A 15,247-nucleotide genomic window follows, 5' to 3' on the forward strand; every position below is an offset into this window, starting at 1 on the left:
CGCTGCGCCAGCAGCAAGGAGACCAGCAATGTCCCATGACTTGGAGCGCCGGCCAGGCATTGCCGCAAGGATCGCGGCGTGCGCAGGCAGCGTGCTGACGCGCGCCGCCGCGGCGTGCATGCTGGCGGGTGCCTTGCCGATGCCAGTGCTGGCCCAGGCGCAGGCAGCGGCCACCGACGCGCCCATCAAGGTGGCCTTCATCGACCAGTTGTCCGGGCCGCTGGCCGATGTCGGCCAGATCTTCCAGGCCAACCTGAAGTTCGCCCTCGACGACGCCAATGCCCAGGGTGGCGTGCTCGGCCGCCACTACGAACTGCTCAGCTACGACAACAAGCTCTCGCCCCAGGAAAGCCTGACGGCCTTGCAAAGCGCCATCGATGCCGGAGTCCGCGTGGTGTTTACCGGCGCCTCCGGCTCGCCGGTGGTGACCGCGCTGGTGGAGGCCGCCAACCGCCAGAACGAGCGCCATCCCGCGCAGCGCATCCTGATCGTCAACTATGCCTCGCTCGACCCCGACCTGACCGGCATGCGCTGCAGCTTCTGGCATTTCGCCACCGAAGCGAACGCGGCCATGAAGATGCGCGCGCTGGCCAATTTCGCGCGCGGCCAAAAGGACATGCACAAGGTCTACCTGCTCAACCAGGATTACACCCAGGGCCGCATCTGGGCCGCGCTGGGCCGGCAGATGATCTCGGTCGCGCGGCCCGACGTGCAGTTCGTCGGCGAGGCGCTGCACCCACTGGCCAGGGTCAAGGATTTCGCGCCCTATATCGGCAGGGTCAAGGAAAGCGGCGCCGATACGGTGGTCACGGGAAACTGGGGCCAGGACCTGAGCCTGCTGATCAAGGCAGCCGGCGAAGCCGGCTATCCGCTGAACTACCTGAACCATAGCGGCGGCGGCGCGCCCGGCACGGTGCAGGCGGTAGCGCAGGCCGGCAACGCCCATCTGACCTGGGTCGCCGAATACCTGCCCAACGGCGACGACCCGGTGCTGGCGGCATTGTCGGCCCGCGTCAGGCAGACGCCGGCCGGCGAGTACTTCACCCCGCGCGTGCTGATCTCCGTGCAGATGGTCAGCGAGGCGATCCGCCGCGCCGGATCCGACGACCCGACCAGCATTGCGTTCGCGCTCGAAGGCATGCAATACCACTCGCCCGTGGGTGACGTGCTGATGCGCAAGAGCGATCACCAGTTGCTGCTGCCGCAGGTGGTATCGACGATCGCGCCGGTGGACGGCAAGACCGTCAAGGTTGGCGCGGAAGGCACGCAGTACGGGTTCCGCTTCGACAGCATGACGCCGGGGCCCGAGCTCAGCCTGCCCTCGATGTGCCGGATGAAGCGCCCTTCCTGAGGGTAGCGCCAGGCGCCTGCAAGCCGTCCAGGCGGGACACCGGGGCATCGGCCGCATCGACGTCCCGTCCCTTAGTGCCCGGCGGAAGGAACGTCCGGTCCCGCGGGCGGGGTCGGCGTGTCGGGCGCCCCGCTGGCGCGCGCCGCGCCCATCGCGGCGCCGGCCGGCGTGCCGCCGTCGCTCGCGGTCAATGCCTCGCCGCCGCCGACCGGCGGCGCCAGCCGGCGCAGGCGCGCATCGCGTTCGCCGCGCGGCAGTTCGCCGATGCGCCTGACCTCGGCGTAGAAGGCAGTCCAGTCCCCGCCGCTGTGCGCCAGCAGCGCCGTGAACGCCGGCACCCACTGCTGGTAGGTTGCCACGGCGGCGAGCTGCGCATTGGTCAGCGGCCGCTCGAACCAGCGGTCGTAGCCGGTATAGCCGCCCCACTGCGCCTTGAGTTGCGCATAGTGCGCGCGCAGGCCGGCGAGTATCTCCGCCTTGCCCTTGCGCTTGGCGTCGTCGGACAACGGCGAGCGATAGAGCGCATCGAGCCGGTTGCGCGCATCCAGCAGCATGGCGCGGAACTGCTGGCGGCGGGCGTCGTACTGGCGGTAGCTGGCACGGGCGTCGGGCGACGCCGCCAGCGCCAGCCAGCGCTCCACGCCTGCCGTCTCCACCGCGGTGGCAAAGGATTCGTTGAACGTGGTGTCATTGCGCACATAGACCACCTGGTGCGCCAGTTCGTGGAAGATCAGCCTGGCCAGCTCGCCCTCGGGCTGGTAGACGAAGGTATTGAGCAGCGGATCGTCGAAGTAGCCCAGCGTGGAGTACGCAGGGATGCCTGCCACGTAGGGCTCGAGCCCCTCCTTGCGCAGCCCCGCCGCGTAGCCGTCGGCGTCTGCCTTGGCGTAGTAGCCACGGTAGCTGATGCAGCCGACCACCAGGAAGCACCACTTGTGCAGCTCCATCGACAGCTCGGGGGTGGCGAACACGCTCCACACCACATACGGCCGGTGCAGGTTGGCGTAGCGCCGGTAGCTGCCGTTGTCGGGCAGTTTCAGCTCGCGGGAGGCGAAGTCGCGGATGGTGCCGGCCAGGGCAAGGCGCTGCGCCAGCCGCGTGTCGTTGGCGTCGCGCGCCGCGGCAATGGCGTCCGGCAGCGGCCGGGAATCGGCCATCACCCCAAGGTGGCCGCCAATGGATTGCGCGTAGTAGCCGATCGTGTCGCAGCCGGCCAGCAACGCTGCAAGCCCCAGCACGGCCAGGGCCTGCAGCGCGCGCGCCGGCCGCCGGGTCATGACGACAGGGCGGGCGCCGCCGGCTCCGGCACGGCCGCCGCGGCCGGTACAGCTTCCACCTGCACCAGGCAATCGTAGAAGACCGGGGCACGGCCCAGGTCGGTCAGGCGCTGGCTGGTCAGCTCGTTGGCGTTCTTGCCGTCCGGCGCCAGCTTCTTCCACCAGATCGACAAGCCCACCACCAGCCCGCGCCTGGCCCGGTCGGTCACGCGCGCCCGCGCCAGCATGCTGCCGCGGTCGTTGAAGACGCGCACCATGCCGCCGTTGGCGACGCTGCGCGGGGCGGCATCCTCGGGATGGATGTCCAGGTGCGGCTCGCCCTCGGTGGCGCGCAGGCTGTCGACGTTGACGAAGGAGCTGTTGAGGAAGTTGCGTGCCGGCGGCGAGATCATCGCCAGCGGATAGCGCGCGGCCAGCTCCGGCGCGGTGGCGGGCGCCTCGTAGGGCGGCACGTAGTCGGGCAAGGGATCGAGCCCGTCGCGGCGCATGGCCTCCGAATAAAACTCGCACTTGCCCGACGCCGTGGCAAAGCCGCCCTCGGCCAGCGGCGCGGCCGGCAGCTTGAGCTTCTGCCAGCCCTGCGCCTTCAGGGATTCCCAGCTGATGCCGGCGGCACGCGGATCGGTGGCCACGATGGCCTGGGCGGCAATGTCCTCGTCGCTATCGGCAAAGCACGGCTCGTCGAAGCCCATGCGCTGCGCCAGCCGACGGAAAATCTCCGTATTGGGCATGGCCTCGCCCAGCGGCGCGATCGCCTGGTTGTTGGCCAGGAAGTACGTGTGGCCGTAGGCCTTGTGCACATCCACGTGCTCGAGCTGGGTGGTGGCCGGCAGCAGGATGTCGGCGTAGTCCGCGGTGTCGGTGCGGAACTGCTCCAGCACCACGGTGAACAGGTCCTCACGCGCGAAGCCTTCCGCCACCTTGGTCGATTGCGGCGCCACCGCCACCGGATTGCTGTTGTAGACGACCAGCGCTTCGATCCTGGGGCCGACCAGGCCATGCTGTCCATCCCCGGCATCCAGCAGCGCATCGCCGATGGTGCTCATATTCACCGTGCGCGGCAGCGCCGGCAGGCCCGGCAGCAGGTCGGGCCGCTGCAGTGCCTGGTTGTCGACCGGGAAGAAGCCGGAAGTGGACAATTGCAGGCCGCCTGCCGGATGGCGCCAGGCGCCAACCAGGGATGGCAGGCAGGCCACCGCGCGCACCGCCTGGCCGCCGCCGTGCGAGCGCTGCATGCCATAGTTCAGCCGGATCGCCACCGGCTGGCGCTCGCGCACCGCCAGTTGCCCGTACAGGCCGGCCAGCCATTCGATGTCGCCGGCGTCGATGCCGCACAGCTCGGCCGCGCGTGCCGGGCTATAGGCCTGGGCGCGCTCGCGCAGTGCCTCGAAACCCACCGTGTGGCTGGCGATGTAGTCGTGATCGAGCAGGTCGTCGCGCATCAGCACATGCATGATGGCCAGCGCCAGTGCGCCGTCGGTGCCCGGCATGGGCGCGATATGGCGATGGCACTTCTCGGCGGTCAGCGAGCGGTAGGGATCGATCGCCACCAGGGTGGCGCCGCGCCGCTTGGCTTCCTGCACGCGCGTCCAGAAATGCAGGTTGGAGGCAATCGGGTTGCCCCCCCAGATGATGATCAGCCTGGCATCGGGCACATGCTCGATGTCCATGCCGATGCTGGCGCCATAGGTATAGCGCAGCGCGGTCGCGCCGGCGCTGGCGCAGATGGTGCGGTCCAGCAGCGAGGCACCCAGCTTGTGGAAGAATCGCGCCGCCATGCTCTCGCCCTGCACCAGCCCCATGGTGCCGGCATAGCTGTAGGGCAGGATCGCCTGCGGATCGCGGGCGGCGATGGCGGACAGGCGGCTGGCTACGGTCTCCAGCGCTTCGTCCCAGGAAATCGGGGCGAACTTGCCCTCGCCCTTGGCGCCGACGCGCTTCATCGGCGTCAGCAGGCGGTCCCGATGATAGGTGCGGTCCGTGTAGCGCGACACCTTGGTGCACAGCACGCCCTGCGTGCCGGGATGGTCGGGATCGCCCGCCACCTTGATGGCGCGGCCGTCCTCGACGGTGACGAGCAACGCACAGCTATCGGGACAATCGTGCGGGCAGGCGGCACGGACGATGCGGGAGGCCATGGAATCTCCTGGCTAGCGTGGGGGACTGGCGGCGCGACCGGCATCGGGGTGGCGGCACGGACACACAAACAGCGGGCTCCGGAGGTGCCGCGCGCAAAGCCCGGTGGACTGTCCCGCGGGCTTTGCGTGTTGTACGCCGGCGTCGCCCCGACGGGCGCCGACGGGGGAAATTGTTAGGCTCCGATTGTATTCGATTATGATAGCCCGACGCTGCGCCAGGGAATGGGGCCAGGACATCGCCGGCACAGACCGGCAAGGCATTCACGGGTAAAAAATACACCGTTTTCACGGGGAAACCATGCAAGTGCATTCTGGGGTCAGGGGCTGGCGCATTGCCGGCCTGCTGGTGGCGTGCGCCATCGGCTCATTCATTGCCAATGCCGGCGCGGAAAGCGGCGTCAGCGCCGACACCATCCTGCTGGGCCAGTCGGCCGCGCTCACCGGGCCCACCGCCATGCTCGGCAAGCAGATGAATTCCGGCGCGCGGCTCTACTTCGACTACGTCAACCAGCACGGCGGCATCTACGGGCGCAAGGTCGAGCTCAAGGTGCTCGACGATTACAACGAACCGGAAACCGCCGCCAAGAACACCCGCGCGCTGATCGACGACGACCACGCTTTTGCCCTGTTCGGCTACGTGGGCACCGAAACCGCCGAGGCTTCGCTGCCGCTGGCGACCCAGGCCAGGGTGCCGTTCTTCGCCCCTTACAGCGGCGCCCAGTCGCTACGCGAACCGTTCAACCGCTACGCCTTCCACGTGCGCGCCGGCTTCAACGAGGAAGCCGCGGCCATCCTGCGCCAGATCCGCGTCACCGGCCTCAAGCGGGTGGCGGTGGTCTACAACGACGACGCCTACGGCAAGTCCGGACTGGAAGCGCTCGAACGGGCTCTCAAGGCCGCGCCCGACAGCGGCGTGCAGATCGTCTCGCGCGAGGGCGTGGTACGCAATACCGTGGAAATCGGTGACGCCATGCAGGGCTCGATGAAGGCCAAGCCCGACGCGGTGGTGATGATCAACGCGTACCGGACCGCCGGCGCCTTCGTCAAGGAAGCCCTGCGGCGCGGCTTCAATGGCCAGTTCTACAACGTCTCGTTCGTCGGCACCCAGGCGCTGGCCAGGGAAGTGGGCGCCAAGGGCGGCGGCGTGATCATCTCACAGGTCATGCCCCACCCGGGCAACGCCACGCTGCCGGTGGTGCGCGAATACCTGCGCCTGCTGCAGGCAGCGGGCAAGCCCAATGAGTTCGACTACGCCAGTATCGAAGGCTTTATTGCCGCCAAGGCCTTCGCCGAAGGCCTGCGCCGCGCCGGCAAGGATCTCACCCGGGAAAAACTGGTGACCGCGCTGGAGGGCATGAAGAGCCTGGACCTGGGCGGCTACATCGTCAACTTCAGCCCCGAAAGCCACGTCGGCTCGAAGTTCGTCGAGATGACCATCATCAACTCGAGGGGGCAGGTGATTCGCTAGAGCGAGCAAACGCGCGGCCCGCCGGCGGGCCATAGCGAGCCGTCAAGGTTTGCCTATGCCGTATGGGGCGCCTCCCCGCAGGGGAGGTGAAACTGCCTTTGACTTCAAGCCTTCGAAGTTGACTTCGAAATCAAGCAGTTAAACCCAAGCCCCGATCTCTACGCCATGTCGTTCAAATGGCAAGCCGAAAACCGCATCGGCGCAATCTCCTTGAGCAGCGGCTGCTCCTCCCGGCACCGCGGCATCGCATGCGGGCAGCGCGGGTGGAAATGGCAGCCGGGCGGCGGATGCAGCGGCGAGGGAATCTCGCCCTTGATCGCCACGAAGGTCTTCTTGCCGACCTCCAGCTTGGGAGCCTCCGCCAGTAGCGCCTGGGTGTAGGGATGATTCGGGCTGGCGAACACGTCTTCGGCCGGCGCCGATTCCACCACCCGCCCCAGGTACATGATCACCACACGGTCGCTGATGTGCTTGACCACGCCAAGATCGTGGCTGATGAACAGATAGGTGAGATTGAGCTCCTGGCGCAGGCGCATGAAGAGATTCAGCACCTGGGCCTGGATCGACACGTCGAGCGCGGCCACCGACTCGTCGCATACCAGGAATTCCGGCTTGACCGCCAGCGCCCGCGCAATGCCGATGCGGGCGCGCTGCCCGCCCGAGAACTGGTGCGGGAAACGGCGCAGCACGGTGGGGTCCATGCCAACGCGCACCAGCATGTCTTCCACATAGCTCTTCTGCGCCGCGCGCGGCACCATGCCGTGCACAACAGGCGCCTCGCCGACGATGTCCATCACGCGCAGGCGCGGATTCAGCGAGGCATAAGGATCCTGGAAGATCATCTGGATCGCCAGCTGCTTCTCGCGCTTCTTTTCCGGCGGCAGGCGGTCGAGATCGACGCCCCGCCACAAGCGCGAACCTTCGGTCAGCGAATGCAGGCCCACCGCCATGCGGCCCAGCGTGGACTTGCCGCAACCGGACTCGCCGACCAGCCCGACCACCTCGCCCGCGCCAATGGCCAGGTCGACGCGGTCGACGGCATGGACCACCTCTTCCTGCGCCTTGGCGCCAAAGACGTTGGCGATCCTGGCGGCGGCGTCTAGCGACTTGACGAAGCGCTTGGATACCCCGCGCAACTCCAGGATCGGGGCATTGGGCGTGGACTCGGCAACGGGCTCGCTGGCCATGGAAGCGTGTGCGGGATCAATGATGGCGGCGCTCATGCTGCCTCCACGTGTTCGAGTACCGGATGAAAGCAGCGCAGGCGGCGTCCGTCCGCGGCGGTTTCCAGCGGCGGCGCTGTCCGGCACACATCGGTGGCATAAGCGCAGCGCTCGCGGAAGGCGCAGCCGGCCGGCAGGTTCAGCAGCGACGGCGTCATGCCGGGAATCTGGCGCAGCGGCGCGCCGCGCGGATTACGCGATGGCGCGGAACTGATCAGGCCGTGGGTGTAGGGATGCTCTGGCCGCTCCAGCACCTGGCGCACGTCGCCGGCCTCGACGATCTTGCCGGCGTACATCACGCAAACGGTGTCGGCCAGGCCAGCCACCACGGAAAGGTCGTGGGTGATCCAGATCAGCGCGGTGCCGGACTCTCGGCACAGCTTCTGCATTTCGTAGAGGATCTGGCCCTGGATGGTCACGTCCAGCGCGGTGGTGGGTTCGTCGGCGATGATCAGGTCCGGCTTGTTCAACAGCGCGATGGCGATCGCCACGCGCTGGCGCATGCCGCCCGAGAACTGGTGCGGATAGGCCTGCAGCCGCTCGTCCGGGGAAGGAATGCCGACCCGGGCCAGCGCATTGCGGGAGCGCTCGCGCGCCACCGCCTTATCCACTTTCTCGTGCGCCAGCACCGCCTCGATCATCTGCGTATCGATGCGCAGGACCGGGTTCAGCGTCATCATCGGGTCCTGGAAGATCATCGCGATGCGGTTGCCGCGCACGTCGCGCATCTGCCCGGGCGTCAGGCTGCGCAGGTCGCGCGTCACGCCGTCGCGGCTGGTCAGCTCGATGCGGCCCTCCATCACTTTGCCCGGCGGGTCGATCAGGCCCATGATCGAATAGCCGGTCATCGACTTGCCCGAGCCGGACTCGCCGACCAGCCCCATGATCTCGCCGCGGCCGACCGAGAACGAGACATCGTCGACAGCGCGCGCGACACCGCCGCGCGTAAAGAACTGGGTCTTGAGGCCTTCCACCACCAGGGTCGGTTTGCTCATATTCGCTCCTGTCGTGCTGCGTTACTGCGTTTGCAGGCGCGGATTGAGGACATCGCGCAGCTGGTCGGCGACCAGGTTCATGGCCACGATGGTGACCACCAGCGCAATCCCCGGGAAGAAGCTGATCCAGTACTTGCCGGACAGCATGTACTGCTGGCCGTTGGCGATCAGCGAGCCCAGCGAGGGCTCGGTGATGGGCACGCCCAGGCCGAGGAAGGACAGCGTGGCCTCGAGCGTGATCGCCGATGCCACCTGCAGCGCCGCGATCACGATCAGCGGCGGCAGGCAGTTGGGCAGCAGGTGGCGGAACATGATCCGCCCCGGCGGCAGGCCCAGGCAGATGGCGGCTTCGATATATTCCTTGCGTCGCTCGACCAGCGCCGCGCTGCGGGTGGTGCGGGCATAGTAGGCCCACTGCACCGCCACCAGCGCAATCACGATATTGCCGATGCCGGGCCGCAGGAAGGCCAGCAGGATCAGCGCCAGCAGGATGGGCGGGAACGACAGCTGCAGGTCGGCCACGCGCATGATGATGGCTTCCACGCGGCCGCCCAGGAAGCCGGCAAGCAGGCCCAGGGTGGCGCCCAGCAGCAGCGCGATCACGGTGCTGACCACGCCCACGCCAATGCTGATGCGCAGGCCGTACATCACGGCCGAGAGGATGTCGCGGCCCTGCTCGTCCGAGCCGAGCAGGAAGGTCATGCCGCTGCCGGCCTGCTCGCCGGGCGCCATGCGCGCGTCGAGCACATCGAGCGTGGCAAGGTCATACGGGTTCTGTGGCGACAGCCACGGCGCAAACAGTGCGATCAGCACGATGATGACCAGCAAGGCCAGGCCGATCACCGCGATCTTGCTCGAGAAGAACTGGCTGGCGAAGCGCCGCAGCGGGGTCTGCTCGGCTGGCGGCGGCGGTGCCGCCGTGGTTTCGGTTGCGGTTGTCATGAGCTCAGCCCTTGTTGTCGGCAATGCGCACGCGCGGATCGAGCACGCTATAGATGATGTCCACCGCCAGGTTGATCAGGATGAACAGCGTCACGATCACCATCAGGTAAGCCACGATCACCGGCCGGTCGAGCAACTGGATGGAATCGATGATCAGCTTGCCCATGCCGGGCCACGCGAAGATCGATTCGGTCACGATAGCAAAGGCAATGATCGAGCCGAACTGCAAGGCGATCACCGTGACGATCGGGATCATGATGTTCTTGAGCACGTGCACGCCCACGATGCGGGTATTGGACAGGCCCTTGGCGCGCGCGAACTTGACGTAGTCCTGCAGCATGGCCTCCTGCGTGCCGGCCCGCGTGAGCCGGATCACCATGGCGATATTGAGCAGCGACAACGTCACCGCCGGCAGCAGCAGGTGGCGCAGGCCGTCCACCGTCAGGAAGCTGACCGGGATGCCGAGCAGCGACGTGGTTTCGCCGCGCCCGTTGGAAGGCAGCCAGCCCAGCTGCACCGCGAACACCATGATCAGCATCAGCCCGACCCAGAAGGTGGGCAGGGAGAAACCAAGGATGGACACGCCCATGATGGTCTTGCCGGCCACGCCGCCCGGGCGCAGGCCAGCCCACAATCCGAGCGGAATGCCGAGCAGCACGGCCAGCAGGATAGCGCACACGGCCAGCTCCATGGTGGCCGGCATGCGCTCGAAGATCAGCTTGAGCGCCGGCGTGCCGTGCGCGAACGAAGTACCGAGATCGCCATGGAGCGCGTTGCGCAGGAAGATCCAGTACTGCTCCCACAAGGGCTTGTCGAGCCCGAGCGCGGCAATGGTGCGTTTGATGTCTTCCTGGTCGGCCTGAGGATTGATCAGGATATCGACCGGGTTGCCGATGGCAAAGACGCCGAGGAAAACCAGTAGCGACATGACGAAGAGCACGACCACGCTCTGCATCAGGCGCCGGATGATGAAAACCAGCATGTTCGGAAGCTTTCCTTCGCCGATGGCGGCCACGGCGCCTGTTGGGCGCCGCCAGCGCTGCACCGGCAGTCGGCTCGTGGCTAGGCCCGGCTACCGTCCGGGGGTGAATCGTCGGGAAGCGGCGGTCCAGACCGCGGCCGCCTCCCGCTCAAGACTATGCCTGCAGATCCCGTGCGCCAAGGGCGCGATTTTATGGTCGCGCCTTTCGGCAGTCGTTTCACTGCGGCTTGAAACTGTGCGCGTAAGTCCGTTCGTCGGTACGCGGTACATAGGTGATGCCCTTCTGGGTGGCCCAGGTGGTCACCTGTTGATGGATCGGGATGATACCGCCATCGTGGATGGCGATCGCGGTGGCCTCCTGCAGCAGCTTGGAGCGCTCCGCATCATCCACCGTGGCCAGGGCCTTCTCCAGCACCACGTCCATCTTGGGATTGCAGTACTCGCCCCAGTTGGTGGTGCCGAACCCCTTCTTGGAATCCTCGCAGGCCAGCAGCGCGCGCAGCGGCGAGCTGACTTCACCCGTCTGCGCGCCCCAGCCCAGCAAACCGAACGAGAACTCGTGCTTGATGCCCTTGGACGAGTAGGTCGCCATCGGCATGCCCTCCACCTTGGTTGCGATACCGATGCGCGTCAGGTTCTGCGCAATGGTCTGGGCAATCTTCTCGTCGTTGACGTAGCGGTTGTTGGGCGTATGCAGCGTGACGCCGAAGCCGTTCGGATAGCCCGCCTCGGCCAGCAGCTTCTTGGCGCCTTCCGGATCGTACTTGACCGTCTTCAGGTTAGGGTTGTAGCCGAACAGCGTGGGCGGCACCAGATTGTTGGTCGGCTCGGCCAGCCCTTCCATCAGGCGGTCCTTGATGCCCTGCCGGTTGATGGCCATGCTGATGGCATTGCGCACGCGCGCATCCTTCAGCGGGTTCTTGTCCATCGGCTGGCCGTCCCTGGTGGTGATGAAGGGCGACTTGTCGCGCTTGTCGTCGGTGTACAGGTAGATCACGCGATGCGAGATCTTCGAGAAGAACGACAGCTTGGGATCCTTGCGAACCTGGGGCAGGTCGGGCGTGGGCACGTTCTCGATGGCCTGTACGTCGCCGGACAGCAGTGCCGCGAGGCGCGTGGCCGGGTTGGCGATGAAGCGCAGCGTCACCTTGTCCCAGGCGGGCTTGGGCCCCCAATAGTCGGGGTTCTTGACCAGCTCGACCCGGTCGTCGCGCGCGTAGCTGACGAACTTGAAGGGGCCGGTGCCGATCATGCCCTTGCCCTGCGCGAAGTCTTCGGAGGTCAGGCCCTGCGTGGCCTTTTTCTGCACGATGAAGATCGACGTGAGGTCGTTCAGCATCAGCGGATAAGGCTGGTTGGTGGTGAGCTGGATGGTGTACTTGTCGATCACCTTCTTGTTGATGATCGCCTTGGTGTAGACATCGAACTTGCCCGGGCTGTTCAGGATCGTGGCCGGCCGGTCGAGCGACCAGACCACATCGTCGGTCGTCAGCTCCGACCCATCGTGGAACTTCACGCCCTTGCGGATCTTGAACTCCCAGGTCAGGTTGTTGACCAGCTTCCAGGACTCGGCCAGGCCGGGGATGATCTTGCTGTCCGCGTCCAGCTTCACCAGGCATTCGAACATGTGCTCGGAAACATTGATGTTCGAGAACAGGTTGTAGAAATGCGGATCCATCGAGGTCGGGGGCGAACTCATGGCCAGCTTGAAATCGACCGCGTGGGCGTGGCTGGCAAAACCGAAGCTCATGGCCGCGGTTACCGCCATGGCACCGAATGCCTTCTTGCATGTGCGAAGGAACATCGCGCAATTCTCCCGGGAAGAAATGTAGCAATCGACGACTAAGGGCAGCGAAGGCACATCGTGCAAGGCGCCGCATTTTGGTGCGGTTGCCGGCGCGATCCGCGGCGACGTTGCCGGGCAGGCACATCACGCATGAACTGTTCCAGCAGTGGACCCCGCGGGGCAATGCGGGGAAACCCCCGCGCTGTTCGCCGCCGCACGCCGAGCCGCGCGAACATCACGGGGGTGCCGTGGAGACCGCCTGCTTTGGCGCTTCGATCGAAGGCGTCGTATGATCGGGGTATCCATCGCCCAAACTGGCATCATGACACTCATCCCCGAAATCCTTCAGGCGCAACCCGAAATCCGCACCATCCGACGCGATATCCACGCGCATCCGGAGTTGTGCTTCCAGGAAGAACGCACTTCCGACGTGGTTGCGCAGAACCTCTCCGCCTGGGGTATCGAGGTGCATCGCGGCCTTGGCACCACCGGCCTGGTCGGCGTGATCCGCAATGGCAACAGCAGCCGCAGCATCGGCCTGCGTGCGGATATGGATGCATTGCCGCTGCAGGAGGCCAATACCTTCGGCCACCGTTCGCAGCATGACGGGCGCATGCATGCTTGCGGCCACGACGGCCACACTGCAATGCTGCTGGGCGCGGCTCGCTATCTTGCCGAGCACCGGAGTTTCGACGGCACCGTCAACCTGATTTTCCAGCCCGCCGAAGAAGGCGGGGGCGGTGCCCGCGAGATGATCAAGGACGGTCTCTTCGAGCGCTTTCCCTGCGATGCCGTCTTCGGCATGCACAACTGGCCCGGCATGCCGGCCGGCAGCTTCGGCACCACCGCCGGGCCGCTGATGGCATCGAGCAACGAATTCCGCATCGTCGTGCGCGGCAAGGGCTCGCATGCTGCACTGCCGCACAACGGCAACGATCCGGTCTTCACCGGCACGCAGATCGTCTCCGCGCTGCAAGGCATCATCACGCGCAACAAGCGTCCGATCGACGCCGCGGTGATCTCCGTCACGCAGTTCCACGCCGGCGATGCCACCAATATCGTGCCCGATCAGGCCTGGATCGGCGGCACCGTGCGTACCTTCACGCTGCCCGTGCTGGACCTGATCGAACGCCGTATGGAGGAAGTCTCGCGGGCCGTGGCGAGCGCTTTCGATTGCACCGTGGAGTTCGAGTTTCACCGTAACTATCCGCCCACCGTCAACAGCGCTGCCGAGACCGCGTTTGCCGTCGAGGTGGCGCGCGGGCTGGTGGGCACGGACAACGTCGATGGCGAGATCGAGCCGACCATGGGCGCCGAAGACTTCTCCTTCATGCTGCTGGAGAAGCCGGGTTGCTACCTGTTCATCGGCAACGGCGAAGGCGTGCATCGCGAAGCCGGTCACGGCCTCGGCCCCTGCATGCTGCATAACCCCAGCTACGACTTCAACGACGAAATCCTGCCGGTGGGCTCGACCTTCTTCGTCAAGCTGGTGGAGAAGTGGCTGGCGCCTGCCTGAGCGCGCCGGTCGGCAACACGCCGGCGTTCGGGCCGGCGTGCCGGTGTCAGTCCAGCGCGATGTCCCCGTACCAACTCTCGGCACGGCTCTTGGTATTGTCGGTATCGGTCATGATGCCGACCGCCACCACCTGCCCCGGATCGGTTCCGAAGGCCTTGCGGTAATCGGCGCGCAGGTCGCGCCGGTGGCAACGCCACTCATTGGTATGGCGGGTACCGGAATCGACCACGATCATGCGCACGCGCCCCGTGTGCGGATTCGACAGCACCGAGCCTTCGGGCTTGCGCCCTCCCCAGATGTACATCAGCGTGGCATAGGGCATCTCACGTCCCGTCGTCAGCCGCGCCATCTCGTACATCAGCTGATCCTTTAGCGAGAGGCTGCCCTTGTCGCCGTCAAAGGCGACGAAGATGCGCAACGGCGAATCCTCGCGCGGTGCCTGGGCGTTGTCTGCGCTGCGGATGACGTCCCGCGTCTTCCAGGTCCAGTTCAGCATGCCCGGCGCGCGCCCTACCAGCGGCACATACAGGCCGGAGGCCGAACTGTCGGCTTCTGCATGCAATACGATGCGTTTGTCGACTTCCGCGAGGGAATAACGCGTGGGAATCTTGTTCCGGTTGACGGTCCAGGGCTGCCACCCGAGCGGTTCGCCGCGGCCGCCCGGTGTGGCGGAAAACAGTGGCAGACGCAGCAGCGTGGGGGGCTCATCAGCTTCGCTGGCGTGCTCGGCATCGTGCACGCTCTCCGCGACGGATTTCAGTGCCTTGTGATGCGCGGATGCGTCCGGCAAGGCCGGTTCGGTCAGCTTGATCTGCTCGATATGCTCGGCGAATGTGCGGCAATCGATCGCCGATAGCGCCGCTATGGCGCCAGGCCCCGACTGCACGGGCTCCGTGGGAGCCATTTCCAAGGTGCCGCAACCCGCCAAAATCAGCGCACCGGCCACACCGGTCAGTGCCGGCAGGCAAAATCTGGCCGCCATCGATCCCCCGAACCTGGATTCCATTGCCTGGCCACACCTTGGGGCGCATGCCGGCCTTGGGTTTTTTAAGATCTTTCGAACTGCGTCACGCGGAACCCGTACCCGCGCTTGGGGCTAAGGTAACAGAACGATATGGATGAAGGAAGGCTCCAGTACCCTCAAAACATTAAGACACTACCCGAAACATCGGAGGCATCGCTCGCACCATGCATTTTTGCCGCCGCAATAGCAAAACCCCCCAGTACTATCGTACTGGGGGGTTTCAAGGGAGAGCCTGGCGATTACCTACTTTCACACGGGTATCCGCACTATCATCGGCGTGGAGTCGTTTCACGGTCCTGTTCGGGATGGGAAGGGGTGGTTCCAACTCGCTATGGTCACCAGGCATAAACGGTGTGCCGCGCTGACTCGGTCAACGCAGCGAATAGGGATGTAGTAGTTGGTTGTGCGTATCGGCCTGTGGCACGCGATACTCAACCAGGAGAAACACACTGGTTATAGGATCAAGCCTTACGGGCAATTAGTACTGGTTAGCTTAACGCATTACTGCGCTTCCACACCCAGCCTATCAACGTCCTGGTCTCGAA

Annotated in this window: 11 protein-coding genes and 2 rRNA genes; 3 read left to right on the forward strand and 10 right to left on the reverse strand. The window is 65.9% G+C overall.

All coding sequences use genetic code 11. From position 1 onward, the window contains the following. Window positions 1-118 precede the first annotated feature (118 nt). Entirely contained in the window at window positions 119-1,351 is a 1,233-nt protein-coding gene (locus AC3FOF_RS23190; protein ID WP_430869629.1) for a branched-chain amino acid ABC transporter substrate-binding protein, read from the forward strand. Between the two features lie 71 nt (window positions 1,352-1,422). Here the strand turns inward: AC3FOF_RS23190 and AC3FOF_RS23195 are convergent, their stop codons facing one another. Beyond that, window positions 1,423-2,628: an aminopeptidase gene (locus AC3FOF_RS23195; protein ID WP_488727892.1), complete on the reverse strand. Its 1,206-nt coding sequence runs from the start codon at window positions 2,626-2,628 to the stop codon at window positions 1,423-1,425. Continuing rightward, entirely contained in the window at window positions 2,625-4,766 is a 2,142-nt protein-coding gene (locus AC3FOF_RS23200) for a molybdopterin-containing oxidoreductase family protein (RefSeq protein WP_488727893.1), read from the reverse strand. Before AC3FOF_RS23200 ends, AC3FOF_RS23195 begins: the two co-directional genes overlap by 4 nt. Window positions 4,767-5,064: 298 nt before the next feature. Here AC3FOF_RS23200 and AC3FOF_RS23205 point away from each other — a divergent pair, with 298 nt between their 5' ends. Then, window positions 5,065-6,234, forward strand: a complete 1,170-nt coding sequence (locus AC3FOF_RS23205; RefSeq protein WP_017224184.1) for an ABC transporter substrate-binding protein — start codon at window positions 5,065-5,067, stop codon at window positions 6,232-6,234. A 158-nt stretch (window positions 6,235-6,392) separates the two neighbouring features. Here the strand turns inward: AC3FOF_RS23205 and AC3FOF_RS23210 are convergent, their stop codons facing one another. The 5 genes from AC3FOF_RS23210 to AC3FOF_RS23230 all read right to left on the reverse strand — a co-directional run bounded on the left by AC3FOF_RS23210 (window position 6,393) and on the right by AC3FOF_RS23230 (window position 12,180). After that, window positions 6,393-7,457 (reverse strand): ABC transporter ATP-binding protein, encoded by a 1,065-nt coding sequence (locus AC3FOF_RS23210; RefSeq protein WP_017224185.1) that lies wholly within the window; start codon window positions 7,455-7,457, stop codon window positions 6,393-6,395. Further along, complete coding sequence (locus AC3FOF_RS23215) at window positions 7,454-8,452, reverse strand: ABC transporter ATP-binding protein (protein ID WP_017224186.1); 999 nt, start codon at window positions 8,450-8,452, stop codon at window positions 7,454-7,456. Before AC3FOF_RS23215 ends, AC3FOF_RS23210 begins: the two co-directional genes overlap by 4 nt. A 21-nt stretch (window positions 8,453-8,473) precedes the next feature. Beyond that, entirely contained in the window at window positions 8,474-9,394 is a 921-nt protein-coding gene (locus tag AC3FOF_RS23220; protein ID WP_017224187.1) for an ABC transporter permease, read from the reverse strand. A 4-nt stretch (window positions 9,395-9,398) separates the two neighbouring features. Beyond that, on the reverse strand, window positions 9,399-10,376 hold the full coding sequence (locus AC3FOF_RS23225) for an ABC transporter permease (protein WP_017224188.1): 978 nt from the start codon (window positions 10,374-10,376) through the stop codon (window positions 9,399-9,401). A gap of 217 nt (window positions 10,377-10,593) precedes the next feature. Further along, window positions 10,594-12,180, reverse strand: coding sequence for an ABC transporter substrate-binding protein (locus AC3FOF_RS23230; RefSeq protein ID WP_017224189.1), 1,587 nt, complete (start codon window positions 12,178-12,180; stop codon window positions 10,594-10,596). 304 nt (window positions 12,181-12,484) lie between these two features. Between AC3FOF_RS23230 and AC3FOF_RS23235 the strand changes: the two genes are divergently transcribed. Next, window positions 12,485-13,678: a M20 aminoacylase family protein gene (locus tag AC3FOF_RS23235; protein WP_035805587.1), complete on the forward strand. Its 1,194-nt coding sequence runs from the start codon at window positions 12,485-12,487 to the stop codon at window positions 13,676-13,678. 46 nt (window positions 13,679-13,724) lie between these two features. Here AC3FOF_RS23235 and AC3FOF_RS23240 read toward each other — a convergent pair whose 3' ends face one another. From AC3FOF_RS23240 to AC3FOF_RS23250, 3 genes are all read right to left on the reverse strand, one after another. After that, the gene (locus AC3FOF_RS23240) at window positions 13,725-14,660 is read right to left on the reverse strand and encodes a DUF3047 domain-containing protein (protein ID WP_488727895.1); all 936 of its coding nucleotides are present in this window, start codon (window positions 14,658-14,660) and stop codon (window positions 13,725-13,727) included. A 272-nt stretch (window positions 14,661-14,932) separates the two neighbouring features. Then, window positions 14,933-15,045 (reverse strand): 5S ribosomal RNA (gene rrf / locus AC3FOF_RS23245). 114 nt (window positions 15,046-15,159) lie between these two features. Next, a 23S ribosomal RNA gene (locus AC3FOF_RS23250) occupies window positions 15,160-15,247 on the reverse strand; the annotation flags it as partial.

Source organism: Cupriavidus sp. 96C5-1, from assembly GCF_057798855.1.

What these genes read in the sequence shown, in the direction of transcription:
- AC3FOF_RS23210 (WP_017224185.1), bottom strand. Translation starts at nt 7,457, where the DNA reads ATGAGCGCCGCCATCATTGATCCCGCACACGCTTCCATGGCCAGCGAG.
- AC3FOF_RS23240 (WP_488727895.1), bottom strand. Translation starts at nt 14,660, where the DNA reads ATGGCGGCCAGATTTTGCCTGCCGGCACTGACCGGTGTGGCCGGTGCG.
- AC3FOF_RS23225 (WP_017224188.1), bottom strand. Translation starts at nt 10,376, where the DNA reads ATGCTGGTTTTCATCATCCGGCGCCTGATGCAGAGCGTGGTCGTGCTC.
- AC3FOF_RS23235 (WP_035805587.1), top strand. Translation starts at nt 12,485, where the DNA reads ATGACACTCATCCCCGAAATCCTTCAGGCGCAACCCGAAATCCGCACC.
- AC3FOF_RS23195 (WP_488727892.1), bottom strand. Translation starts at nt 2,628, where the DNA reads ATGACCCGGCGGCCGGCGCGCGCGCTGCAGGCCCTGGCCGTGCTGGGG.
- AC3FOF_RS23200 (WP_488727893.1), bottom strand. Translation starts at nt 4,766, where the DNA reads ATGGCCTCCCGCATCGTCCGTGCCGCCTGCCCGCACGATTGTCCCGAT.
- AC3FOF_RS23215 (WP_017224186.1), bottom strand. Translation starts at nt 8,452, where the DNA reads ATGAGCAAACCGACCCTGGTGGTGGAAGGCCTCAAGACCCAGTTCTTT.
- AC3FOF_RS23230 (WP_017224189.1), bottom strand. Translation starts at nt 12,180, where the DNA reads ATGTTCCTTCGCACATGCAAGAAGGCATTCGGTGCCATGGCGGTAACC.
- AC3FOF_RS23190 (WP_430869629.1), top strand. Translation starts at nt 119, where the DNA reads ATGCTGGCGGGTGCCTTGCCGATGCCAGTGCTGGCCCAGGCGCAGGCA.
- AC3FOF_RS23220 (WP_017224187.1), bottom strand. Translation starts at nt 9,394, where the DNA reads ATGACAACCGCAACCGAAACCACGGCGGCACCGCCGCCGCCAGCCGAG.
- AC3FOF_RS23205 (WP_017224184.1), top strand. Translation starts at nt 5,065, where the DNA reads ATGCAAGTGCATTCTGGGGTCAGGGGCTGGCGCATTGCCGGCCTGCTG.